This is a genomic window from Adhaeribacter swui, from assembly GCF_014217805.1.
Classification (GTDB): Bacteria; Bacteroidota; Bacteroidia; order Cytophagales; family Hymenobacteraceae; genus Adhaeribacter; species Adhaeribacter swui.
This window is the reverse complement of the sequence record NZ_CP055156.1, coordinates 671,453-695,194: the sequence shown is the minus strand read 5'-3', so window position 1 is coordinate 695,194 and position 23,742 is coordinate 671,453. Positions and strand designations below refer to the sequence as shown.

General features: G+C 43.6%; 18 protein-coding genes. 11 read left to right on the top strand and 7 right to left on the bottom strand.

Features of this window, described 5'->3' with window-relative positions; genetic code table 11:
• The first annotated feature begins 219 nt into the window (after positions 1 to 219).
• Entirely contained in the window at positions 220 to 720 is a 501-nt protein-coding gene (locus HUW51_RS04060; RefSeq protein ID WP_185272720.1) for a hypothetical protein, read from the top strand.
• Between the two features lie 337 nt (positions 721 to 1,057).
• On the opposite strand, the gene HUW51_RS04055 is transcribed toward HUW51_RS04060, so the two are convergent.
• Positions 1,058 to 3,685: a valine--tRNA ligase gene (locus HUW51_RS04055; protein WP_185272719.1), complete on the bottom strand. Its 2,628-nt coding sequence runs from the start codon at positions 3,683 to 3,685 to the stop codon at positions 1,058 to 1,060.
• Positions 3,686 to 3,988: 303 nt separating this feature from the next.
• Here HUW51_RS04055 and HUW51_RS04050 point away from each other — a divergent pair, with 303 nt between their 5' ends.
• Positions 3,989 to 4,681 (top strand): hypothetical protein, encoded by a 693-nt coding sequence (locus tag HUW51_RS04050; protein WP_185272718.1) that lies wholly within the window; start codon positions 3,989 to 3,991, stop codon positions 4,679 to 4,681.
• 18 nt (positions 4,682 to 4,699) lie between these two features.
• On the opposite strand, the gene HUW51_RS04045 is transcribed toward HUW51_RS04050, so the two are convergent.
• Both HUW51_RS04045 and serS read right to left on the bottom strand, forming a co-directional pair.
• On the bottom strand, positions 4,700 to 5,314 hold the full coding sequence (locus tag HUW51_RS04045) for a hypothetical protein (RefSeq protein WP_185272717.1): 615 nt from the start codon (positions 5,312 to 5,314) through the stop codon (positions 4,700 to 4,702).
• Positions 5,315 to 5,489: 175 nt separating this feature from the next.
• Positions 5,490 to 6,767 carry a serine--tRNA ligase gene (serS, locus tag HUW51_RS04040; RefSeq protein ID WP_185272716.1) on the bottom strand — a complete coding sequence of 426 codons (1,278 nt, stop codon included), beginning with the start codon at positions 6,765 to 6,767 and terminating at the stop codon, positions 5,490 to 5,492.
• A gap of 266 nt (positions 6,768 to 7,033) precedes the next feature.
• Between serS and rho the strand changes: the two genes are divergently transcribed.
• On the top strand, positions 7,034 to 9,046 hold the full coding sequence (gene rho / locus HUW51_RS04035) for a transcription termination factor Rho (RefSeq protein ID WP_185272715.1): 2,013 nt from the start codon (positions 7,034 to 7,036) through the stop codon (positions 9,044 to 9,046).
• A gap of 78 nt (positions 9,047 to 9,124) precedes the next feature.
• Here rho and HUW51_RS04030 read toward each other — a convergent pair whose 3' ends face one another.
• Positions 9,125 to 9,988, bottom strand: coding sequence for a UbiA family prenyltransferase (locus HUW51_RS04030; RefSeq protein ID WP_185272714.1), 864 nt, complete (start codon positions 9,986 to 9,988; stop codon positions 9,125 to 9,127).
• 193 nt (positions 9,989 to 10,181) lie between these two features.
• Complete coding sequence (locus HUW51_RS04025; RefSeq protein ID WP_185272713.1) at positions 10,182 to 10,961, bottom strand: class I SAM-dependent methyltransferase; 780 nt, start codon at positions 10,959 to 10,961, stop codon at positions 10,182 to 10,184.
• Positions 10,962 to 11,598: 637 nt separating this feature from the next.
• On the opposite strand from HUW51_RS04025, the gene HUW51_RS04020 reads away from it, so the two are divergent.
• A complete protein-coding gene (locus HUW51_RS04020) occupies positions 11,599 to 11,910 on the top strand; it encodes a hypothetical protein (RefSeq protein ID WP_185272712.1) in 312 nt (103 codons plus the stop codon).
• A 66-nt stretch (positions 11,911 to 11,976) separates the two neighbouring features.
• Here HUW51_RS04020 and HUW51_RS04015 read toward each other — a convergent pair whose 3' ends face one another.
• Both HUW51_RS04015 and HUW51_RS04010 read right to left on the bottom strand, forming a co-directional pair.
• The gene (locus tag HUW51_RS04015) at positions 11,977 to 12,705 is read right to left on the bottom strand and encodes a Dph6-related ATP pyrophosphatase (protein WP_185272711.1); all 729 of its coding nucleotides are present in this window, start codon (positions 12,703 to 12,705) and stop codon (positions 11,977 to 11,979) included.
• Positions 12,706 to 12,763: 58 nt separating this feature from the next.
• A complete protein-coding gene (locus tag HUW51_RS04010; protein WP_185272710.1) occupies positions 12,764 to 13,318 on the bottom strand; it encodes a hypothetical protein in 555 nt (184 codons plus the stop codon).
• 255 nt (positions 13,319 to 13,573) lie between these two features.
• On the opposite strand from HUW51_RS04010, the gene HUW51_RS04005 reads away from it, so the two are divergent.
• The 7 genes from HUW51_RS04005 (at position 13,574) to HUW51_RS03975 (ending at position 23,705) form a co-directional block, all read left to right on the top strand.
• Entirely contained in the window at positions 13,574 to 13,855 is a 282-nt protein-coding gene (locus tag HUW51_RS04005) for an ATP-dependent Clp protease adaptor ClpS (RefSeq protein ID WP_185272709.1), read from the top strand.
• A 14-nt stretch (positions 13,856 to 13,869) separates the two neighbouring features.
• On the top strand, positions 13,870 to 14,478 hold the full coding sequence (gene recR / locus HUW51_RS04000) for a recombination mediator RecR (RefSeq protein ID WP_185272708.1): 609 nt from the start codon (positions 13,870 to 13,872) through the stop codon (positions 14,476 to 14,478).
• Positions 14,479 to 14,808: 330 nt separating this feature from the next.
• Positions 14,809 to 15,270 (top strand): lipocalin-like domain-containing protein, encoded by a 462-nt coding sequence (locus HUW51_RS03995; RefSeq protein WP_185272707.1) that lies wholly within the window; start codon positions 14,809 to 14,811, stop codon positions 15,268 to 15,270.
• Positions 15,271 to 15,488: 218 nt separating this feature from the next.
• Complete coding sequence (locus tag HUW51_RS03990; protein ID WP_185272706.1) at positions 15,489 to 17,444, top strand: glycosyltransferase family 2 protein; 1,956 nt, start codon at positions 15,489 to 15,491, stop codon at positions 17,442 to 17,444.
• 174 nt (positions 17,445 to 17,618) lie between these two features.
• Positions 17,619 to 18,002 (top strand): hypothetical protein, encoded by a 384-nt coding sequence (locus HUW51_RS03985; RefSeq protein ID WP_185272705.1) that lies wholly within the window; start codon positions 17,619 to 17,621, stop codon positions 18,000 to 18,002.
• A 178-nt stretch (positions 18,003 to 18,180) separates the two neighbouring features.
• The gene (locus tag HUW51_RS03980; protein WP_185272704.1) at positions 18,181 to 22,545 is read left to right on the top strand and encodes a CusA/CzcA family heavy metal efflux RND transporter; all 4,365 of its coding nucleotides are present in this window, start codon (positions 18,181 to 18,183) and stop codon (positions 22,543 to 22,545) included.
• Positions 22,546 to 22,547: 2 nt separating this feature from the next.
• Positions 22,548 to 23,705 (top strand): efflux RND transporter periplasmic adaptor subunit, encoded by a 1,158-nt coding sequence (locus tag HUW51_RS03975; protein WP_185272703.1) that lies wholly within the window; start codon positions 22,548 to 22,550, stop codon positions 23,703 to 23,705.
• The last annotated feature ends 37 nt before the right edge of the window (positions 23,706 to 23,742 follow it).

Sequence of the window (23,742 nt, the reverse complement as noted above, 5' to 3'; positions counted from 1 at the left end):
TACAGTTTGGATGATTTTACTTTATTCAAAAGTTCCTCGAATACGCATCTTCCGGAAATGCAAAAATTTAAAAAACGGCTAGTTATGAGTTTTAAAGTAGAAAACTTTCTTTAGATTTTAGATTAACCCAACAAATTCCCTGAACCTCATATTTAAGTGATACCGTACGGTTATTTAGCGATTTAATCTGAATTTGCGCTCTATCTATTTTAGCCGACTATGAAAAACCTGATTTTTATTCTATTAATTGCTTTTGGATTGTTTTTGGCACTTTTTTTCTACCGCAAGTACGCGTTGGCGGAAAGTGAACTAACTCTGGCCAACCAACGCATCCTGGATCGGGACCGCATTATTTACAATAACGAAAAGCGGATGGAGGCTCTGAAAAATGAAACAACTGGAAAAGCTAATACTCCCGCAATAGGAACCGGAACTTCTGGCTTAGCTACTTTAAGCCCCGAGGAGTTAAATAGTTTACGCGAAAAAGGTTTAGCAGACCCGGAAGCCAACTTACGGAATGATTTAATTAGTAAGCAGGAAATTTTACTACCCAAAGGTTCTTTAAGCGGCACCATGGCTATCCGGGAAGTACGTATTGTAAACGACCATTACGCGCTAGCTTATTACGAAGATGGCCACAACGGAGGACATTTATTGCTCCGCTTCACCGTAGAGCCAGATAAACGGATAACCTGGAAAGTGCTGGATCGTTATCAATAAACGATAGCGAAGGAAACCCGAAATTTTAAAAACCATTTAATGCGGTCAATATTTTTAAAATTTTCGGTAAAATAATATGTGCCAATTACTATTCGAGTATTGTTATGCGTAGAGTTCGCGAAAGCGGTCTCTACGCATTTTGGGACAGCCAATCTCTGATTGGCGTTTGTCAGAATGCATTGTTACGCCAATCAGAGATTGGCCGCACGAAAGTACTTAGAGCGCTGCGCTAACTCTAAGCACAACGAGGGGAAAAGTAGGAGAAAGTGTATTAAAAAAAGCCTTACTTGGTTTGGTTATTTAGGTAAGGCTTTTTTAATTTTTATAAAATTAAGAATTAGGCGATAGCAGCTAAACTTTCTTCCAAAGCCTGAATCTTGGCTTCGGCATCAGCTTTTTTCTGGCGTTCTTTTTCCAGTACGGCTTCCGGTGCGCCGCTCACAAAACGTTCGTTACTCAACTTCTTATCTACTGAAATTAAAAATCCTTTAGTGTATTCGAGTTCTTTTTGCAGACGTTCGCGCTCGGCGGCTACGTCCACGTTGCCTTCCATCGGAATAAAAAACTCGCTGGCGCCTTGTACAAAGCTAATCGCGTTTTCTAAAGCGTTTTCTACGAAGTTTATTTCTGAGATATTCGCTAATTTCTGGATGATTAGTTGAAACTCGTTAATTAAACCCGTGTCCGCTGTTTTTACCGACAAGGCCAGGGCTTTGGTGTTCGGGATATTTTTTGAATTCCGGACGTTGCGGATGCCTGCCACCACTTCCATGGCTTTATCCATATTTTGAATAATTTCGGTTTCTACGGCTTTTACTTCTGGCCAGCAAGCCACAATGATGTAATCTTTGGCCTGGCGTTCACGGAGTTCGTGCCACAGTTCTTCCGTGATAAATGGCGTAAAGGGGTGCAGCAGCTTCATTAAATTTTCAAAAAAAGTAATGGTGCGCTCGTAGGTCTCGCCATCAATGGGTTGCTGGTAGGCCGGTTTAATCATTTCAAGGTACTGCGAACAGAAATCGTCCCAAACCAGTTTGTAAACCGTAAGTAAAGCATCCGAAATCCGGAACTTATCAAAATGATCTTCCAGTTGGATAACTGCCTCGTTAAACTTGGCTTCGAACCACTTAATGGCTAGTTCGTTGGGGTATGGTAAATCAGGGTTTACTTCCCAGCCTTTAATTAACCGGAAAGCATTCCAGATTTTATTGCTGAAATTACGGCCTTGCTCACATAGTTTTTCGTCGAAGGGCAAATCGTTACCGGCCGGAGAACTGAATAACATACCGGTGCGCACGCCATCAGCGCCGTATTTTTCAATCAGGCCCAGCGGGTCGGGCGAATTACCCAGCGATTTCGACATTTTCCGGCCAATGCTGTCGCGCACAATACCGGTTAAATACACGTTCCGGAAAGGCATTTCGCGGCGGTATTCAAAACCCGCCATAATCATACGAGCCACCCAGAAAAACAGAATTTCGGGAGCCGTTACCAGGTCGTTCGTCGGGTAGTAATATTGAATATCCGGGTTATCGGGGTCTTTAAAACCATCGAACACCGAAATGGGCCACAACCACGATGAGAACCAGGTATCCAGCACGTCTTCGTCTTGCCGCAAATCTTGGATGGTTAAGTTTTCGTTGTTAGTTTGTTGCCTGGCCTGGGTTAAAGCTTCTTCGGCGTTAATGGCTACTACAAACGTACCATCGGGCAGGTAATAAGCCGGAATTTGTTGTCCCCACCATAATTGCCGCGAAATGTTCCAGTCGCGGATGTTTTCCATCCAGGACCGGTACATATTTTTAAATTTGGGCGGATGCAGCTTGATGTCATCCTCCATTACGGCCTTTAAAGCAGGTTCCGCTAATTTTTCCATGCGGCAAAACCATTGCATGGATAATTTAGGTTCGATAACCGCATCGGTACGCTCCGAGAAACCCACGTTGTTGGTAATATCTTCGCTCTTTACCAACTGGCCGGCCGCTTCAATATCTTTTACAATTTTCTTGCGCACCACAAACCGGTCTTCGCCGATGTACAATTGAGCAAATTCGTTTAAAGTACCGTTATCGTTTAAAATATCAATGCTGGGCAAGTTGTGCCGGTTTCCCAGTTCGTAGTCGTTGATGTCATGGGCCGGGGTAACTTTTAAAGCGCCGGTACCAAATTCCATATCTACGTACGCATCCTGGATAATCGGAATAGCCCGGTTAATGAGGGGCACCAAGGCTTTTTTACCTTTTAAATGCTGATAGCGCGCATCGTTGGGGTTTACGCAGATAGCCGTATCCCCCAGAATAGTTTCGGGGCGGGTAGTGGCAATGGTAATATAGTTCTCCGGTTCGCCTTCTATTTGGTAATTAACGTAATACAGTTTGGAGTTTACCTGCTTGTGAATAACCTCTTCGTCCGAAACGGCGGTTAAGCCTTGCGGGTCCCAGTTCACCATCCGGATGCCCCGGTAAATGTACCCTTTGCGGTATAAGTTCACGAACACCTGAATAACAGCCGCCGACAAGTCTTCTTCCATGGTAAAACGGGTGCGGTCCCAGTCGCAGGAAGCACCTAGCTTTTTAAGTTGCTCCAGAATAATGCCGCCGTATTTTTCTTTCCATTCCCAGGCATATTTTAAAAATTCTTCCCGCGAAATATCTTTTTTGCTGATTCCGCGCTCCTTGAGCATGGCCACTACTTTGGCTTCGGTAGCAATAGAGGCATGGTCGGTGCCGGGTACCCAGCACGCTTCTTTGCCTTGCATGCGGGCACGACGCACCAGTATATCCTGAATGGTATTGTTGAGCATGTGCCCCATGTGCAGCACACCGGTAACGTTTGGTGGCGGAATTACCACCGAGTACGGTTGCTTGCGCGGATTAGGCTTGGATTTAAAAAAGCCGTTTTGCAGCCAGCTTTGGTACCATTTATCTTCTACTTCCTTGGGATTATAGGTTTTGGCAATCGACATAAGAGTATTCCGGATTTTGGACCGCAAAAATAAGCAAAATAGTTGCAAGTTGCAGGTTACAAGTTTAAAGTTTAAAGGTTGAAAGTTGGAAGGTTGAAAGGTTACAAGATGCAGGTGGAAGAGATTAAAATTTAAAAATTTAGTGCTGCTTACCAAATACGTGCTTTATTATCAAGTGTTTAGATGTAGTGCTTTGCAACCATTTTAATTATTTTGGACTCGTATTAGTTACATTCTGGATTTGTTTTTCTGGTTTATCGTGCGTTAATTATATAGCCTGTCCGGTATTTACTTTCCCCGTGTATGAGAATCCTGCTGTTGTGCTGCGTTTTAATTTGTGCGTGTAATATTAGGGCTTTTGCTCAACCCGATAGTACCAAAACCTGGCAGGTGCGTTGGGCTATTTCGAGTTTTGCCTTATCCCGGGTGCCCAGTTTGCAGCTCGGGTTTCAAAAGAATTTTAATTCTCGGTGGGCGGTATCGGCGGAGTATGGCTGGTCTACTTATAACTTGTTTCGGGATAAGTGGTACCCCGATAGTGTGCGGGAAAACTTTCGTTACCGGAAAATCCGGGCTGAGATAAAGCGTTATTCTTCCATTACCGAAGTTTCGGATCATATAAATACCCACGTGTACTGGAGTCTGGAAGGCCTATTTATTCCGGAAAAGTATAAAAAGCACAATGATACTTTCCGGCAGGGAAACCAGAGTTACGGCTATTTTTTCTCCCGAATTAAAAGTAATATTTACGTGGCCAGTTTAAATCCAGGTATTGAGTGGCGCTATAAACAAAAAATCGTATTAGATACCTACGTAGGTCTGGGGCCACGCTTTATTCATATTCGCCATTACGATACTGTATTGGGCTATGATCCTCCCAACACAGGCGGAATTTTAAATTTTTTAAATTTTGATGATTCTAAAGATTGGAAAGAAGGCTGGCATACTACTCTGCACGTAGCCTTGGGATTTAAACTTGGTTATTTTATTTTTTAGGTAACGGTAATTGCCGTGTTAAACGGTATCTACTTTCCCAGCCAAATAATCCGTTAATTTGCCCCATTGTATATCCTGAAAACCAGCCCAGCCGCCTTCGGCAATTAAGGTGTTTAAAAAGGCCCGGCTACCAGCTTGGTAATCCTGATTATTTATTTTTTCGTTTTTGCCAATTTGGTAGCCGAACAAACTAGAGCCCCGGCGTTCTATCCGGAACGTACTGCTGGCTTCTTTTACAAAAAAATGCTGTGTTTCCTCGGACTCTTGCAGCGGATTGGGGCAGGGATGCACCGTAAACTGGGCAGAGCTATCATCTTCCAGGATATTTTCTATTTGCACCCAGTTTTCTACGTTTACACCCGGTAATATTATTTGAATGTAATAACTAGGTTCGGGTTTGGTTTGGGTTGGTTGCCCTTGCTGATCGTACAGTTTAAAGGTAGAGTTGATGCCAGGTAACTGACTCCAACTGTTTACCGCAAACAACTTCGTTAACCCGCGGGTAAAAGCTGCCTGAGCCTCTGTTTCGGAAGGGTAAGTTTGCTCGCTGCAGAAAGTTTTATCTTTTCCCGCATCGCCGGTTAATACTTCCCACTCGTGTTTTAATTTATCAATGATGTTATCGGCCCCCATGTTCTTTCTTGTTTAAGTTACACAAACCGATACCTCTACGAAGCAAAATCTACCCTAGTTTATTTTTTTAGATTTTAAATGCACAATAAGGGTCTTTTTAAGCAGCCAGAAGTAGCATAACATAAAAAAGCCTGTTTTTTAAAAAACAGGCCTTTCGTGAATTTAGAATGTAGTATTATAAGGTGATTTTATCGAAGCCACAGTAAGCGTGCAGAATAGCCGGCAGGGTAATACCATCCTCGGTTTGGTTGTTTTCGAGTAGTGCGGCAACAATGCGGGGCAATGCCAGAGCGCTACCGTTTAAGGTATGTAACAACTGGGTTTTGCCGGTGCCGGGTTTGTAGCGCAGATTTAAACGGTTGGCCTGGTAGGTTTCAAAGTTGCTGCAGGAACTTACTTCGAGCCACCGGTTTTGAGCCGCCGAAAAAACTTCTATGTCGTAGGTTAAGGCCGAGGTAAAACCCATATCGCCGCCGCATAAGCGCAGCACCCGGTACGGTAATTCCAGTTTTTGCAACAAGCTTTGAATATACTGACTCATTTCTTCCAGGGCCGCATAGGATTTTTCCGGTTCTTCGATGCACACAATTTCTACTTTATCAAACTGGTGCAAGCGGTTTAAGCCCCGCACATCAGCGCCCCACGAGCCAGCTTCGCGCCGGAAACATGGCGTATAACCCGTATTTTTAACCGGTAATTTATCCGAAGCAATTATTTCATCGCGGTACAGGTTGGTAATTGGTACTTCGGCTGTAGGGATCAGGTATAAATTGTCTTCGGTGGCGTGGTACATCTGGCCCTCTTTATCGGGCAATTGACCAGTGCCATAACCCGAGGCTTCGTTTACCAAAATAGGCGGTTGTACTTCGGCGTAACCGGCTTTCAGGGCCTCGTCCAGGAAAAAGTTAATTAAAGCGCGTTGTAAGCGGGCGCCTTGCTTTTTATACACCGGAAAACCAGCTCCCGTAATTTTGTTGCCGAGCTCAAAATCAATAATGTCATATTTTTTAATCAGCTCCCAATGCGGTAAGGCAGTAGCATGTAATTCCGGAATATTTCCGTGCTGGTATACAATTTCGTTGTCTTCGGCCGTTTTACCTTCAGGTACGCTGCTGTGGGGCAGGTTGGGTAATTTTACTAAAGCATTTTGTAAATTTTTTTCAATTTCTGACAACTCTTCGGTCAGATTTTTGGTTATTAATTTTAGAGCGGCAGTTTCGGCTTTTAAGGTTTCGGCCTCTTCTTTCCGACCGCTTTTCATTAGGGTACCTATTTCCCGGGCCAATTGGTTGGCTCGCGCTTGTTCTTCATCGTGCCGGGCCTGCAGGCCGCGGCGTTGACTATCCAGATCAAGAATAGTTTGAACCTCCTGCGTGGCGTTTTTATAGTTTTTTTTATTTAAGCCAGCCAGTACCAAGTCTGTTTGCTCTCTTAGAACCGATAATTGTAACATTTTTTTCGTTTTAACCCGGTGTAAAATTATACTTTTTTAAATTAAGCGCGTAGTAATTAAAAAATCATAATTATATAAAACAGTAATAAATAAAATTTACCTTAATATTTGGTAATTACTTAACATTGCTATAACATTGTGAGGCGAACCTATTTTCCTGGTTCATTCAATCTAAGAGTAAATAGTCAGGTTTTCCTAAAACATAATCTCCTGTTGCTTCCCGCACCCTGAGAACCATAAAATTTTGTTAAAATTCTAAACTTTATATGTACAATATTGAAGAGTTGAAAGATAGACTTCTTTCAGAGCTAAAAGAGATTGCAGAAGGTCTTGGCGTAACGAGCTTTAACCGGCTGAGCAAACAAGACCTCATCTACAAGATCTTAGATCAACAAGCCATTACCCCTCCCGAAAAACTTCCTAAAAAATACAAAACACCAGCCCGTACCCAATCCGTAGCCGTTGTAGAAAATGCCCCCGCTACTGCCAACCAAGGCCTGATAGATTTTGACGCTGCTACTCCGGCACCAACCGCTCCGGAAAAAGCACCTGAGCCAGCTATTGCTTTAGATGCTGCCCCCGCTGCGCCGGTAGCGCGTCCGGAAACACCACGCCGGCAAACTACTCGCCGGGAACCCCGGGAGCGGACCACAACCCCGGTAGTGCGGGAAGAGCCCGTTCGGGAAGCCCGGCCAGTGCGGGAAGCCGCTACCGCCGCCCCCGTAGAAGTACCGTCCGTCCGCGAAATAAGACCGGTTCGGGAAAGAGATAACAATGGTGCCCGGGAAAACCGGGAGCCAGCAGCCCCGCGCGAGAAACGGGAACCAGTTCGGGAAATGGCCCGGGAAGAGAAAGAGCAAGTAACAGCGCTTCGCGAAAACAGAGAAAATGTACAACCGGTAACCCCGGCCCCGGCGCGGGAACCCGTAACACCACCTGCGCGCGAAAACCGGGAAGCAGGACAGACGCAACCACAACCGCAACCGCGCGATAACCGCGAAGTAACCCGGGAGCCAATGCCTCCCCGTGAAAACCGGGATAATCAGCCCCGCGAGAACCGCGACAATCAACCGCGCGAAAACCGGGATAACAATAACCAACCGCGTAAGGTAAATAATGGGCCCCAGCCTAATGCCAACGTTAATAACAATAACTTTAAAGAATTCGACGGAGTTATTATTAACGAAGGGGTGTTGGAGTTAATGCAGGATGGTTATGGTTTCTTGCGTTCTACCTATTATAATTATTTGGCTAGCCCCGATGATATTTATGTTTCGCCGTCGCAGATTAAATTGTTTGCTTTAAAAACCGGTGACACCGTTAAAGGCCAGATTCGTCCGCCAAAAGAAGGTGAAAAGTATTTTGCTTTGTTAAAAGTGGATTCTATTAATGGCCGTACTACCGAAGAAATCCGCGACCGCATTCCTTTCCAGCACTTAACGCCTTTATTTCCGGAAGAACGCTTAAAGCTGACTACCAAAGCCAGCCAGTATTCTACCCGGATTATGGATTTGTTTGCACCTATTGGTAAAGGCCAACGGGGTATGATTGTGGCCCAGCCTAAAACCGGTAAAACAGTATTATTAAAAGAAATTGCGAACGCTATCTCGGAAAACCACCCGGAAGTTTACCTCATGATCTTGTTGATTGATGAGCGTCCGGAAGAGGTGACCGATATGGCCCGTAGCGTTAATGCCGAGGTAATTGCGTCTACTTTCGACGAAACTGCCGAGCGCCACGTAAAAATTTCGAGCATTGTATTGGATAAAGCCAAACGCATGGTAGAGTGCGGGCACGATGTAGTAATATTACTGGATTCCATTACCCGTTTAGCACGGGCTTATAATACCGTGGTACCTAGCTCCGGTAAAATATTGTCGGGTGGGGTGGATGCCAACGCCTTGCACAAACCAAAACGCTTTTTTGGAGCGGCTCGTAACGTAGAAAACGGCGGTTCTTTAACTATTATCGCTACTGCCTTAATTGATACCGGTTCTAAAATGGACGAGGTTATTTTTGAAGAATTTAAAGGTACCGGTAACATGGAATTGCAGCTGGATCGGAAACTGGCGAACAAACGGATTTACCCAGCGATTGATGTGCCGGCTTCGGGTACCCGCCGCGAAGACTTGTTAATGGACAAAGACGAACTAAACCGCGTTTGGATTTTGCGTAAGTTTATGTCGGATATGAACTCTGTAGAAGCCATGGAGTTCCTGAAAGACCGCATGAAAGGCACTAAAGACAATGACGAGTTTTTGATTTCGATGAACAGTTAATTTTTTAAAATTTTAAATAAAAACAAAGCCCAGTTTATTCGTAAACCGGGCTTTGTTTTTATAAGTGGTTTAAAGTAACTACCGGGTAAGTAATAAGATTAAAATAAAGGCGGCGCTCATGCTGAGGGATGATACTTTGTTCATGCGCATGGTATTGTCAAAATTGGCCAAAGTGTGATCTTTACGGACCTGCCAAAACCAGGTGCTAAAAATATAAACTACCGGTGCAGTGCAAGCCAGAAATATAAAAATATTGATTATCTGGTTCGTTACTAAATAATTCCAGAGCAGTAAGCCTGCTCCAAGCAACAAACTAAAAGCCGAAAAAGCAAAAGTGCCCGTTATGCCCAGGGCAAGGCTTAAAGTACGGTCGCCGCGTTGGGCATCTTCGTGGTGTTGGTAAATCTGGGTAAGCGGGTACGAGCCACACAAAAACAAGGTGCTTACTAAAGCAAAAAGTAAATTGGTGGTAGTCATGATCTGGGCGGGTAAAGTACCTGCACCAACCTGCACCATTATAAAAGTAAAGGCTCCTTGGAATAGGATAACCACCAGGGTACTTACCAGAGGATACTTTTTTAACCGGATTTTATCGTAACTGTACGCCTTAGAAACCAACAGATAAATAAATATGCCGGAAGTAAACTCCAGCGAAACCAGCACAAAAGAGCCCATTATGGCTAGAAAGTCAAACAAAAGAACCAACCACAGTAACTTTCGGGTAACCTTGGGTGGGTGTTTTAAGCCTCCAATGCTGCTTTCGTCTTTGTCGTAAAAAGAGTTGTAGCCATTACTCGCCGGATAAACGAATAAGTGGATGATTATAAAAACGTAAATAGCTTTAGCAACATCAAAATCTGGTAGCACGCTTAAGGCAAACCAATAAACCGGCATTAAATACACCGAAAAAGGAATCCGCATTAATTTTAAAGCATCGGCCATAGGTTGCAGGTTTTAGGTTGCAGGTTACAAGTTGCAGGTTATAGGTTGTAGGTCTTAAGTTGAAAGGGCGGGAAATTTCGACTTATTATTATCCGGGTTAGAATCATTTTTTAATTTTTTGGATTTGATCACTCTGCTCAATTTTAAATTTTCTAATTTCTTAACCTGCAACTTGCAACCTGAAACCTGCAACTTACTCCGGGTAGCCAATTAAATAAATAATTTTGGCGCCGCTGCGGTGTTGGGCTTTGCCGGCTTCCCATTTATAACCGGGTGCCGCAATTTCATGGGTAAGCTTTACCAACATAGCCGGCGAGTACAAACGCAAAATAGAAACCAGGCCGTCCCACATAATACATAAGGGGATGATCGGTACCAGGTACGTAAAAAATAAGCGGCTCCACCGGAAAGGTTTTATAAACGGGGTAATAGCCAGAATAATAAACGGAAATACAAACAGCACCAAGGCAATTTCGAACCAGCTTTTGCTGGCTCCTTCAAAAATACCAATAGGTACTTTCTTGTGGGCGGCATCTTGCAAAATGGCCTTTGCCATAGCTGGTTTAAAATGGTGAAAAGCCGAAAAAATAGTCCGGAAGTTGTTAAAACGGGTAGGTACATCGGTCGCATCTACCGGTTCGGGCAGATAGGAAATGGTGCCCGCCGTTTGTTTTTTAATTAACTCAAAAGCAGGAATATTCGGAAATTTATCGCTTAAGGTAATGTTTACATTATAACCTGCTTGTTTGCTTAATTCTTGTTGAATACCGACAATACCGCCTCCGCCACCCGAACATAAATCCAGAATATCAGATTGTGAAGTATGTTGTAGCGCTTGTTGCATAAATGGTACTATAGGTTCGTAAATCGCTATCTTACTAATCATAAAGCGTAAGAAATCCATCATGCTTTGCCGCAAAAAATCCGGAAACCAGGCTAAATCCTCAAACTCAAATAAGTGATAACGCTTCATACAATTAGCTAGTATTTATGGGTGTTGTAGATTTCGATACTTAAGGTGGAGAGGTGTGGAAGCCGAAGCCTGTTAAAAGCCGGAATAAGCCTGATTTGATACAGCATGTATTTGCCTGCGAACAAGAAATTAAGAGCTATCGGAATACAAGCACTAAGAATACCCACGATAGCAATGAAGCTATAACCAGTAGGGTTCTCTTTTCTTTGGGCAAATGCTTTAAAATTTAAAAGTCGGGTTGTAAACCACCACAAGCAACTAAATACTCGGGGAAATAGATTTTTTAAAAACCATTTTTCCATGTAAGAAAAGCATTAGTTTATCTGCTAATGTAACTATAATGTGCAAATACCAAACTATTCTATCCGGAAAAGTGGGTTTAGTTAAAGCAACACCAGGTGCTTGTCTGGGGTAAATATTCCTGGCAAGGTGGTTCACTTTCGAACACTAAATGTTCGTATTCGCACACCGAATAGGCAGCATTATTTCTGAATAAAAAAATAAGTTGCTATAAATCAGTATTTTGTAAATGTTGGCATTTAGTGGCATATGGCTTGTAAATCTTTTGGCATAGTAAAGCTGCTTTTACTGTAACAAAACCAAAAATGATTTAGAAACGACATAAAATAATAAAACCATGAAAAAAGCCATATTCACCCTCGCCATTGCCTTACAAGTATTTGTTGCTTCTGCCCACAAAAAAACCGGCGATCAGGAGCTTACCGTTTACAAACAACCTTCTAAAGATACCGAGGTAATTAAAGTTGTTTCGGATGCCGATGAAGTTGCACTGGTGCGGCCTTTTAACAACCGGTGGTCTATTGTTACCATTAACAAAGAAGTAGGTTACATGTCTAACTTCCAGTTAGCGCAGTATAACAAACAGCAACGGGCCGCCGCAGTAGCTAAAGTAAAAGCTAACCGGGCCAAACAAAGCGCCCGTTCCTAAAAGTATGAATACGTATTAAACTTGTTGCATTACCTTTAAGCCGGCAAAGAGCTCTTTGCCGGTTTTTTATTTTAAATCAATAAACCAAAAAGCATAATCGTGATTTGGTTTGTGCGATTCTTCGTTTGCTTGGCTGCTTGGGTTTCCGTAAGTGCGGAAGATGGTTTCGCCAAAGGTAAACGGAATGGGATGCTTGAAAATAGGTCCATCGTACACAAAACTGTGGTACTCGCCGTTCTCGCCGCAAGGATCAACCCCCGGAGGTAAATTTTTTAAAAAATCAGCATCAATTTCCTGCCCGGCAAAAGTTTCCGGGAAGTATTTAGCGTTGAGGCAAACCAAAACCGCTTTAAATTGTAACTGCACAAATTGCTGCACCAAGCTAGTAGTGGATTTTTGCCAAAGCGGAAACATGGCCTCTAAACCAATCTGTTGCATTTGCTGTTCGCGGTAAGCTCGTAAATCTGCCAGGAAAATATCGCCGAAAATTGCCGCTGAAATTCCGGTTGCTTTTAATTGATTAAAGGCTGTAGCCATTAACGCCTCGTATTCTGCCATAGTGGGGTTTTCGGGTACCCGCACTTGTATTAAAGGTAGCTGTAATGATTTAGCTTGTTGTTCTAATAAACGCGTGCGTACCCCATGCATGGATACGCGGTTAAATTGCTGGTTAACGGTAGTAAGCAGGTGGGTTACTTCGTAGCGGACGTCTTGCAATATCTGGTGCAAAGCCAGCGCAGAATCTTTACCGCCGCTCCAGACGAAAACTGCTTTAATTTTTAAAAAATTACTCAAGCTGGTAAATAGTTTTGCTAATTGGCGGCAAATTACGTCTAAATTTTACTTCGCTCGTTTATCTGGCAATTTCAAACTCCCGCGGCAAGGTAAAACTTAAGTGCGCACTGTACCGGCGGCTATGTAAGTGCGTTAAAAATTCGTCCAGTGCTGCTTTGTATTCCAGGTGGTAATCTTCGTGTAGATTTTTCTGAATGAGTTGGATGGTACGCAGCGTCAGGCGGGCGGTGGTTACATAAAAAGTGCGGTACACACTCTCAAACTGGCCGGTAAAATTATCGAAGATTTGTTGCAGTAAATACAGCTGTAAATCTATTTCGCCTTTGGCATTTTTGGTAATGCGCTTAAACCGGGCAATTTCCTGCATGGCTTTGCGGAGCGATCGGGTTAAACTTTTAGAAAAACTACGACCCGAAGTGGTATGCAATAGTTCGTGAATTTTTTCGGTAGTTTCTTCGATTAAATGTTCCAGGGTTACTTCTTCAAGTAGCTCAAAAGCCAGCATATCGTAAAACTCGGCATCGCGGCGAACAGCCCGGAGCAATAAGGTTTCTTTTTCTTTTTCCGATAAATATTTTACCGCTTTTTTAAATTCAACAGAAGGCGCAGGCATGCAGGTAAACAGTTTAAATCCGGTTAACCCGGAATTGTACAGGTGCTTTTATTGTTATACAAAGGTATTATATATCATACATTAACCCGGTCCGGAAAAGTTCTTGGTATTAACTTTAAGCTGGGCATAATTTTTTAAATTTTTCGAAATCCAAAATGGTAAAACCAAGGTATATAACAGATTGTAAGCCAAAGTTTCATCATGATATCAGCCGGTTGGCTACTAATTATAAGCTAAATTTCGTAAATTTGTATTATGCGTACAGCCACTGAAATATTAACCGACGAAGACGTACTGTTGCTTGAAGAGCATATTGACCTACGCAATTTAGTTGTTTATAACGACGATGTAAACACCTTTGAGCACGTAATAGAAACGCTTATTCAGGTTTGTAACCATTCGCAGGAACAGGCCGAACAATGTACTTATCTGATTCATTACAAAGGGAAATGCACTGTAAAAGTAGGAACTTTTGAAGAGTTAGAAGGTATGTGCCTTGCCATTCACGACCGGGGCATTTCTGCCGATATTGTTTAACCCTAAATTTCTGAATGGAGTTTCCTTCTAAATTAATTCAAAGTGCCGTTGATGAATTAGCCAAATTGCCGGGTATTGGCCGCAAAACCGCTTTACGCCTGGTATTGCACTTACTCAAAGCTGAAACCGAAGACACTACCGATTTGGCCGAGGCGCTCACCAAAATGCGCCAGGATATTACGTATTGTAACCAGTGCCACAACATTTCGGATACCGAAATTTGCAGTATCTGTGCCAATCCGCTCCGCGACCAGGCGGCCTTGTGCGTAGTGAGCGACATTCGCGATGTAATTGCCATCGAAAATACGGGCCAGTACAAAGGCTTGTACCACGTGTTGGGCGGCGTTATTTCGCCCATCGAAGGCATTGGGCCTTCGGATTTAAATATTACCTCTTTACTGGAGCGCATTCCCGGATCGGAGGTAAAAGAAGTAATTCTGGCGATTAGCCCCACCATGGAAGGCGATACCACTTCGTTTTACATTACCCGCAAATTGCGCGAGTTTGGTGTAAAAATAACCACTATTGCCCGCGGCGTTCCCGTAGGTGGCGAACTGGAGTACACCGACGAAATTACCCTGGGGCGCAGCATTGTGGAACGCACCAGTTACAATAAAGTTTAAACGTTTACTTTTTAAATTTTATAAAGCTACTGTTTTACCTGCAGTAGCTTTTTTTTTGAGCTGCTAATTCTAAATCGGATAGTAGTTATTTCATGTAAAATAATGGTAGTAAAATCTTGGGTTACTCTTACATATGGAGTAAGCTTTGCACTATTCGGTATAAAATCAGTAACTTCAGAATTGTAAGTAAACAAACCTGAACTAGTTTTCTTCCTGCCAAAATTTTAATTTGTTTTGATATGCAGTTGTTTAGCAGTCTTTTTAAATTTTTAAGGTAACATTCCGGGGCTTTGGGGTATTTGATGAAAAAGCGCTTTGTTTCAAAGCCAGATGATGATACTTGAAAAATTGCTTCTTTTCCTGTTTTTTGTTCCGATAGCTTTTGCGGGTTGTGATAAAGAGGAGCATCATGCAGTTGCCCAAACCAGCGACGAATTGCTGGTGGACAAAAATTGGGTGCTAACCGCCTATACGTCGCAAGTAAATAACCAGCCGGTAAAAGATGAATTTGCGTTTTACGACGATTGTAATGCCGATGATATTTACCGGTTTTTTAAAAATAATACGTTTGAGGTAAGCGAAGGCGCCACTAAATGCGATTCCGCTGATCCGCAGGTATACAGCCAAGGCACCTGGAGCATTAATCCGGATAATTTTTTAACGATGCAAAGCGGCAACACGCCCGAAAGTGCTAAAATTGTGGAGATAACGAAATCAAAGCTGGTTTTATCGGCAACGGAATCTTTAGAGAATCAGGTGAACGTGCAGGTACTCACCTTTACTGCTATGTAAAAACTTATTTTTAAAAATTAATTATTTCCGGCAAAAAGGTTGGCAGGTTACGTATCGTATTTTACTGTAGGGGCTTAAATGCTGCATTATTGTACTGGTATAAAGTATCCGGCGTACTTTCTGGCGCGGCTATAATAACCAATCCACTAAATTTTCCGGGTTTTAAGCACGAGTTATCGTAAATTATAGATATTTGCAGAAACTACTACGCCGCCTGTTTGAAAAAACTGTCTGTTATAATTGTTAGTTACAACGTTTGTTATTACCTGGAACAAGCCCTGCTTTCCGTCCGGAAGGCCATTACTAAATTAAATGCGCCCGCTGAAGTTTTTGTAGTAGATAATAGCTCCGGCGATAATTCTGTGGCTCGGGTAAGGCAGCGTTTCCCCGAAGTTACCTTAATCGTAAACAATCAAAACCTGGGTTTTGCCAAAGCGAATAACCAGGCCCTACGGCAGGCCACCGGCGAATACGTTTTGCTGCTCAACCCCGACACAGTAGTAGAAGAAGATACTTTTTTAAAATGCTGCAATTTTATGGACCAACACCCCGAAGCCGGCGGTTTGGGTGTAAAAATGCTGAATGGGACTGGTCACTATTTGCCGGAATCCAAAAGAGGCTTACCTACGCCTTGGGTGGGCTTTTATAAGCTTACCGGTTTAACCAGCCTGTTCCCACAATCCGAAAAATTTGCCCGGTATTACCTGGGGCACCTCGACAAAAATAAATCCCAGGAAGTAGAAGTGCTGGCCGGAGCGTTTATGTTTCTGCGGTGCTCGGTGCTCACGCAAGTAGGCCTCCTCGACGAAGCCTTTTTTATGTACGGCGAAGATATTGACCTGTCGTACCGCATCCGGCAGGCTGGATTTAAAAATTTTTACTTTCCCGAAACCCGCATTATTCATTATAAAGGCAAAAGCACCCGCCACGGCAGCCTTAATTACGTGTATGTTTTTTACAACGCCATGGCTATTTTTTACCGCAAGCATTTTTCGGGCCGCTCAGCTTCTTATTATTCTTTCTTTATTCAGCTGGCCATTGTTTTGCGGGCTGGAGTTTCAGTTTTGGGGCGTTTGGTAAATCCGCTTCTACCATTTCTGGACGATGCGGCTTTGCTTTTTGCGGGTTTAGTGGGTTTAAAAATAATTTTTGAACAGCGTTTAAAAACTGTGTTTCCGGAGTATTTTGTCATACTTGTTGTGCCGGTTGCTGTTTTTTTGTGGATTAGCGCTATTTATTTTAACGGCGGCTACGAAAAGCCTTTTAAGCTGGCCAGGTTTTTCCGGGGTATCTTCTTCGGTACTATTCTGGTGGCCGCGCTGGGTAGTTTCTGGCCAGAGGCTAATCTTTCTGATACATTTATTCTGGCTGGCGGCAGTTGGGCCATCCTGGCTCTTTTGGGCAAGCGCCTGGTTTATCAATACGGACAATACAAAAATTTAAAATTAGGCTTTCAACCCCGTAAGCGCGTTGCGGTGGTTGGGAGCGAGCCGGAAAGCAAATCGGTACTGCAGTTGCTGAAGCAAGCAAATAACGACTTTAAAATGGTGGGTTTTGTTAGTCCGAGCGGAGAGAAGCGTGCCGCTAAAGAGTATTTGGGCGAACTCTCGCAATTAAACGATATTATTCAGGTTCAAAAACTAAACGAAATTATTTTCTGCGCTAAAGATTTAACGGTTTCTCAAATTTATGAGTGGATGGTAGCCATTAATAATAACGCGGTACAGTATCGTATTTTACCGGAAGACAGCGAAAACCTACCGATCAATAAGGCACATTACCCGATTACGGATTATTACGCTTTGCCTTTAGAGTTGAAGTTGTTTCGGAAAGAACAAGTACGATATAAAGCCTTACTGGATTTTTTACTGGCTTTAACGTTCCTGGTTTTATCGCCGGCGTTGATTTGGCTGGTACAGCGTAAAGCCGGTTTTTTCTGGAACTGCTGGTTAGTGCTCAGTAGGCAATGTAGTTGGGTGGGCTTGCACCATACCCTGGACCAACATTACCGCAAACATAAAGCTGTTTTAACCCCCTTGGATCAATTTGCTCCTAACCGTTTCGATGAGCAGACTATCCGGCAAATGGATGTGTTATACGCCCAAAAATACAGCGTGCGGTCTGATGTAAAAATTATTCTAAAAGCTTTCCGGTATCTGGGCCGAAAGGTTTGATTATCCGCAAATTTTTAAATTTTTTACTTTTTACCGCTCCTTACTTTTGTGTTCCTATTTCTACTTTTTGCCGCCATTTATGCGGGGTAATTGTCTGGTTAAAGCACAAAAAGTAGAATTAGATTGGATGCCATTTGCATTTTTTCTAACTTTGTTCCTTAAAAGCAAGAAAATTTGAAATTCAGAATATACTTCTTTGCGATTTATATATTTTTAGGCTCTTTGCTGCCTAACTCTGATTTTCATGAGCTTTCCAAAATTACGACGCTGCTGCACCACTACCAGGAGCATAAAGGCAGAACCACCAATCCGTTAAGTTTTCTGGATTTCTTAAAAATGCACTACGCCTGTGCCGATAATAAGACCTCGGATAACCACGATAACTTGCCGTTTAAACACATGGGTAATTCGGCCTATGATTATTTTGTAAGCACCCCGTTGCTGCAATCCGAAGAAACTATGCCGGTTTTTATGCCGGAAAAGCATTACGTGCATTTACATTTTGCCATCCCCGGTCAGTTTACCGGTAGTATCTGGCAACCTCCCCAAACTGTTTAAGATACTCTTTTAGTATTTTCATGCGCTTTACTCCTGGTACACACCCATGGGGTTGAGCAGGCATGTCTGTTTCTCATTTTTTTATTCTTTTCCTGACCAAAGCCTGCGCCTAATTTTAAAAATAGGATTGGTAGCGCTTATGTCTTGCCGGTATTCGCCGGTAAAAAAATCAATTGTTATGCTGAATAAGATTATTTTCTTTTCTATAAAGAATAAACTCATTATTGGGCTGTTTACGATAGCCCTGATGGGGTGGGGGATCTACAACCTCCGGCAACTGCCCATTGATGCCGTACCTGATATTACCAATAATCAGGTGCAGATTATTACGGTTTCCCCCTCGCTCGGGGCCCAGGAAGTAGAACGGCTTATTTCTTTTCCGGTGGAGCTCTCCGTGGCCAGCGTACCCCACATTATCGAAATTCGTTCTTTTTCGCGCTTTGGTTTATCCCTAGTAACCGTAGTATTTACCGATGAAACGGATATTTATTGGGCACGGCAGCAAATAACCGAAAAGTTAAAAGAGGCCGAAGAGCAAATTCCGCCGGGTACGGGCACGCCGTTTCTGGCGCCCGTTTCTACGGGTTTAGGAGAAATTTACCAGTATGAGCTGCACCCGGCAAAGGGGTTCGAAAACAAGTATACCGCAACCGAGCTCCGCACCATTCAGGATTGGCTTGTGCGGCGGCAATTATTAGGCACTCCTGGTGTAGCGGAGGTCAGCAGTTTTGGCGGTAACTTAAAACAGTATGAAGTGGCCGTGAACCCGGCTAAGCTGCGGGCGATTAATATTACCATTAAAGAAGTGTTTGAAGCGCTGGAAAACAACAATGCGAACGCCGGCGGCGCTTACATTGAAAAAGACCCGAACGCTTACTTTATCCGCACCGAGGGTCTGGTAGAAAACGCTGCCGATATTGGGCGCATTGTAGTGAAAGATACCGAAGCCGGCGTACCCATTTTGATCCGGGATATTGCAGAAGTGCGGATAGGGGCGGCCATTCGTTACGGCGCCATGGTAAAAGACGACCAGGGAGAAGTAGCCGGCGGCATTGTGATGATGCTGAAAGGCGAAAACTCGTCCGAGGTAATTGCCCGGGTAAAAAATAAAATTGCCGAAATTCAAAAAACTTTGCCCAAAGGAGTGGTGCTGGAGCCTTTTCTGGACCGTACCAAATTAGTAGACCGGGCCATTAGTACCGTAGAGAAAAACCTGATTGAAGGCGCCTTAATTGTGGTTTTCGTTTTGGTGCTCTTGTTGGGCAATTTGCGGGCCGGACTGTTGGTAGCTTCGGTTATTCCGCTGGCCATGTTGTTTGCCATCTCCCTTATGAATGTTTTTGGGGTTTCCGGTAACCTGATGAGCTTGGGAGCGCTGGATTTCGGGTTGATTGTAGACGGCGCGGTAATTATCGTGGAAAGTGTCATTCATCGCATTCATTCGAGTAAACACCATGCCTCCGGTAGCTCCTTGTTGAGCCGGGAAGAAATGGATGCTGAAGTTTACAGTTCGGCGAGTAAGATGATGGGCTTTGCTTCTTTTGGCCAGATCATCATCCTGATTGTATACCTGCCCATATTGGCCCTGGTGGGGATTGAAGGTAAAATGTTTAAGCCTATGGCCCAAACGGTAGCTTTTGCCATTCTGGGCGCTTTTCTGCTTTCGCTCACTTACGTGCCCATGATAGCTTCTTTATTTTTAAGCCGCAATACCGAGCATAAAACCAATATCTCGGACCGTATCATGCAGGCTATTAACCGGGCCTATCAGCCTTTGCTGCATTTCGCACTCCGCATGAAAGGATTGGTAATAACGGTAGCCATTGGTTTATTTGGGATTGCCTTGTTTTTGTTTTCCCGGATGGGCGGCGAGTTTATTCCGTCCCTGGATGAAGGTGATTTTGCCATTGAAACCCGGGTACTCACCGGCAGTTCTTTAAACGAAACCATCAGCGTAGTTAAAAAAGCCTCAGGTTTATTAAAAAAAGAATTCCCAGAAGTAAAAAAAGTAGTAACCAAGATTGGCTCCGCGGAAGTGCCCACCGAACCAAACCCCGTAGAATTAGGGGACATGATTGTGGTGCTGAAAGATCAAAAAGAATGGACGAGCGCTCGTTCCCGGGAAGAACTAGCTAATAAAATATCCAGCACGCTTCAACAGAATTTACCGCAAGCTTCCTTTGGCGTACAGCAGCCCATTCAGATGCGGTTTAATGAACTCATGACCGGCGCCAGGCAAGATGTGGTGGTAAAAATTTACGGGGAAGATTTAGATACCTTGGCCATTTACGCCGAAAAGTTGGGCAAACTCATTCAGCCCGTAGCTGGCGCCCAGGATTTATACATCGAAAAAATGACCGGCTTACCGCAGATTATGGTGGAGTATAACCGGGAAAACTTAGCTCATTACGGCTTGAGCATTAAAGAGGTAAACCGCACCATCACGGCTGCCTTTGCCGGCGAATCCGCCGGGCAGGTGTACGAAGGCGAAAAACGCTTTGACTTGGTGGTACGGTTAAACCAACAAAACCGGAAGGATATAGCGGATGTTAAAAACCTATTCGTGAGCAATTCGGCAGGCTTTCAAATCCCTTTGGAGCAATTGGCTACGGTGCACATGAAAGAAGGCCCTAATCAAATCCAACGCGATGGCGCCAAACGCCGCATTACAGTTGGTTTTAACGTGCGTAACCGCGATGTACAAAGCATTGTGAACGAAATTCAGAGCAAAGCCGAAGAAAAGCTGCAGTTACCGGTGGGCTATTCCTTAACCTTTGGAGGCCAATTTCAAAATCTGATCGAAGCTAAAAACCGGCTTTCGGTGGCCGTGCCTTTAGCCTTACTGCTCATATTTCTTTTACTGTTCTTTGCTTTTAAATCCGTTAAACAATCCGTTTTAATTTTTACGGCCATACCGCTTTCGGCCATTGGTGGGGTGTTTGCCTTGCTAATCCGTGGAATGCCGTTTAGTATTTCGGCCGGGGTGGGTTTTATTGCTTTATTCGGGGTTGCCGTTCTTAATGGCATTGTAATGATTGGCTATTTTAATCAGTTAAAGGCCGCCGGAATGAGCAATCTGGAAGAAATTATTAAAAAAGGTACGGCTGCCCGTTTACGTCCTATTGTGATGACGGCCACTGTGGCCTCTTTAGGTTTTCTGCCAATGGCTCTTTCTTCTTCGGCAGGCGCAGAGGTCCAAAAACCTCTGGCTACAGTAGTTATAGGCGGTCTGGTATCGGCTACTTTACTGACGCTGGTGGTATTACCCGTAATTTATTATTTCTCCGAAAAAGGATTTAAGCGGAACAAGCATCTAAAAAAAATAGCCAGCATGCTGTTGCTCCTCGGGCCTTTAGCTGCCTCGGCTCAATCACCGCAACTAAAAAGCCTAAACGAAATCCGGCAATTAGCCCGGGAAAATAACCAGGAAATAAAGAAGTACCAGCTCGGAGTAGAGATGGCTTCTAGTTTAAAAAAATCGGCGCTGGACTTATCCAAGACCAATATTAACTACTCCGAAGGAAAATTGAACAGTCCTTTATTGGATAACCGGATAGGTCTTACGCAAAGTTTTGCCTCGCCTATTATTTATAAAAACAACCGTAAACTGCTCGAAGAACAAAAGGTTTTAAGCCAGAAACAATTACTTACCCGCCAGCATGAACTGGATTTTCAGGTAAAACAGGCTTACGCTGAATTAGCTTACTTACATGAGCTAAACGAATTGCTGCAACGGCAAGACAGTATTTTTAAAGTTTTAGAAAGAGCCGCGGAGGTGAAGTTCCGGACCGGCGAAAGTGGTTTATTAGAAAAAACAACCGCCGAAACGCAAAGGCTGGAAATCTCGGATCGGTTAAAGCAAAACGAAGTGGCCATCAAAATGGCGCTGAATAAGATCAACGCCCTGGTGCAATCTCCGGAGCCAATCATGTTTATTCCGGAAAAATTAAAAAAGCTGGAGTCTACGGGGGAGCAGATACCGGAAGGTACAGAACACGTGCTTTTATCGGTTTATCAGCAACAAATTGCCGTGGCTGAGCGGGAACAACAGCTCGAAAAAGGGAAACTTACCCCTGATTTCTCGTTGGGCTACTTTAACCAATCGCTGGCGGGAAAATATGAGGTAAACGGCCAGGAGCAAAGTTTTAACCGCCAGAATCGTTTTCAAGGTTTTGAAGTCGGCATTGCGCTACCGCTTTACTTTGGCGCCCAAGCCAGCCGGATTAAAGCTGCCGGGTTAAATAAACAAATGGCTCAGGCCGACCTTTCTAATCAGCAAATTTTACTCACTAACGAACTCAAATCTGCCCAGGAGAACCAGCAGCGCCTTAACAACAGCTTAGAGTTTTATCAACAGAAAGTTTTGGTAAACGCCGGTCTTACTTTAAAACAGGCCGATAAAGCTTACCGGAGCGGGGAAGCTGGTTATCTCAATTATTTACAGGCAGCGGATCAGTTGTTACGCATTCAGCAAAACTACCTGCAATTGCTTCTGGAATATCAATTAAACATGTATCAGCTTCAGTATTTACAAGGAAAATAGTCATGAATAAATATAGCATCTTGCTTCTTCTTAGTTTTTTAATTTTAAACAGTTGTTCTAAATCAGAGAACACCGAAGAACCCAAAAATCAAGGGAAAGCCACTGCCCAGCAAGCGGCCGCACCTAATCCGGATCAAATAAAATTAACCCCGGAGCAGGTTAAAAATATCGGCATTGTGTTAGGTAGCGCCTCGGAGCAAACCTTGGGTACTACTTTGCAATTATCCGGGGAAGTAGATGTGCCGCCTTCTGGTTTAATTAGTATTTCGGTGCCTTACGGGGGCTTTCTCCGGCAAACATCCATGATTCCGGGGGCTCAGGTGCACAAAGGCCAGGTACTGGCCATTCTGGAACATCCGGATTACGTGCAAATTCAACAAGATTACCTGGATACCAAAACTAAAATAGAACTGGCGCAGCAAGAATATGCCCGACAACAAGAGCTGGTAGCAGAGAAAATAAGTGCGGCTAAAAACGTGCAGCAGGTACGGGCCGAATTGCAATTATTAAAAAATAACCAGGCGGCTTTAAGGCAAAAATTGCTCATGATTAACGTGAACCCCGAGGGACTAACCCCGGGAAAAATTAGCCGGACCATTAGTCTGCAATCGCCGATTAACGGTTTTGTAAAAAACGTAAATGCTAACGTGGGCAAAATGATTAGCGCCAATGATATTTTATTTGAGCTGGTAAATACCGATGAACTGCACATTGAATTAAACGCCTTCGAAAAAGATATCAGCAAATTAAAACCGGGTCAAAAATTTAGCTTTCGTTTGCCGAACGAGCAAAAAGACCGCTTAGCGGAAATTTCGTTGGTGGGGCAAAGTGTCCAAGGGGATAACATTATTCCGGTACACGGGCATTTGCTTCAGAAAGACCCTAAGCTATTGCCGGGCATGTTTGTAACTGCCTCCATCCAAACCGGCCAGAAAGAAACAACAATTTTACCCGAAACTGCCGTGGTGCAACTGGAAGGCAAGAAGTACATTTTTGTGGAAGAGCAAGCTAATCAGTTTAAAAAAATACCAGTGGAAACCGGCATTAAAAACCAGGATAAAATCGAGGTGAACTTACCGGAAATTTTAAAAAATTCTGATAAGATAGCGATTAAAGGCGCCCACAACTTATTGGCTATACTTGCCAAAGACGAGGAATAACGTTAGGAAAGCCCGGTTAAACAAATTGATTTAACCT

Excerpts from the sequence above, each read along its gene's own strand:
- HUW51_RS04060 (WP_185272720.1), top strand. The coding sequence starts at position 220 with ATGAAAAACCTGATTTTTATTCTATTAATTGCTTTTGGATTGTTTTTG.
- HUW51_RS04055 (WP_185272719.1), bottom strand. The coding sequence starts at position 3,685 with ATGTCGATTGCCAAAACCTATAATCCCAAGGAAGTAGAAGATAAATGG.
- HUW51_RS04050 (WP_185272718.1), top strand. The coding sequence starts at position 3,989 with ATGAGAATCCTGCTGTTGTGCTGCGTTTTAATTTGTGCGTGTAATATT.
- HUW51_RS04045 (WP_185272717.1), bottom strand. The coding sequence starts at position 5,314 with ATGGGGGCCGATAACATCATTGATAAATTAAAACACGAGTGGGAAGTA.
- serS (WP_185272716.1), bottom strand. The coding sequence starts at position 6,767 with ATGTTACAATTATCGGTTCTAAGAGAGCAAACAGACTTGGTACTGGCT.
- rho (WP_185272715.1), top strand. The coding sequence starts at position 7,034 with ATGTACAATATTGAAGAGTTGAAAGATAGACTTCTTTCAGAGCTAAAA.
- HUW51_RS04030 (WP_185272714.1), bottom strand. The coding sequence starts at position 9,988 with ATGGCCGATGCTTTAAAATTAATGCGGATTCCTTTTTCGGTGTATTTA.
- HUW51_RS04025 (WP_185272713.1), bottom strand. The coding sequence starts at position 10,961 with ATGAAGCGTTATCACTTATTTGAGTTTGAGGATTTAGCCTGGTTTCCG.
- HUW51_RS04020 (WP_185272712.1), top strand. The coding sequence starts at position 11,599 with ATGAAAAAAGCCATATTCACCCTCGCCATTGCCTTACAAGTATTTGTT.
- HUW51_RS04010 (WP_185272710.1), bottom strand. The coding sequence starts at position 13,318 with ATGCCTGCGCCTTCTGTTGAATTTAAAAAAGCGGTAAAATATTTATCG.
- HUW51_RS04005 (WP_185272709.1), top strand. The coding sequence starts at position 13,574 with ATGCGTACAGCCACTGAAATATTAACCGACGAAGACGTACTGTTGCTT.
- recR (WP_185272708.1), top strand. The coding sequence starts at position 13,870 with ATGGAGTTTCCTTCTAAATTAATTCAAAGTGCCGTTGATGAATTAGCC.
- HUW51_RS03995 (WP_185272707.1), top strand. The coding sequence starts at position 14,809 with ATGATGATACTTGAAAAATTGCTTCTTTTCCTGTTTTTTGTTCCGATA.
- HUW51_RS03980 (WP_185272704.1), top strand. The coding sequence starts at position 18,181 with ATGCTGAATAAGATTATTTTCTTTTCTATAAAGAATAAACTCATTATT.
- HUW51_RS03975 (WP_185272703.1), top strand. The coding sequence starts at position 22,548 with ATGAATAAATATAGCATCTTGCTTCTTCTTAGTTTTTTAATTTTAAAC.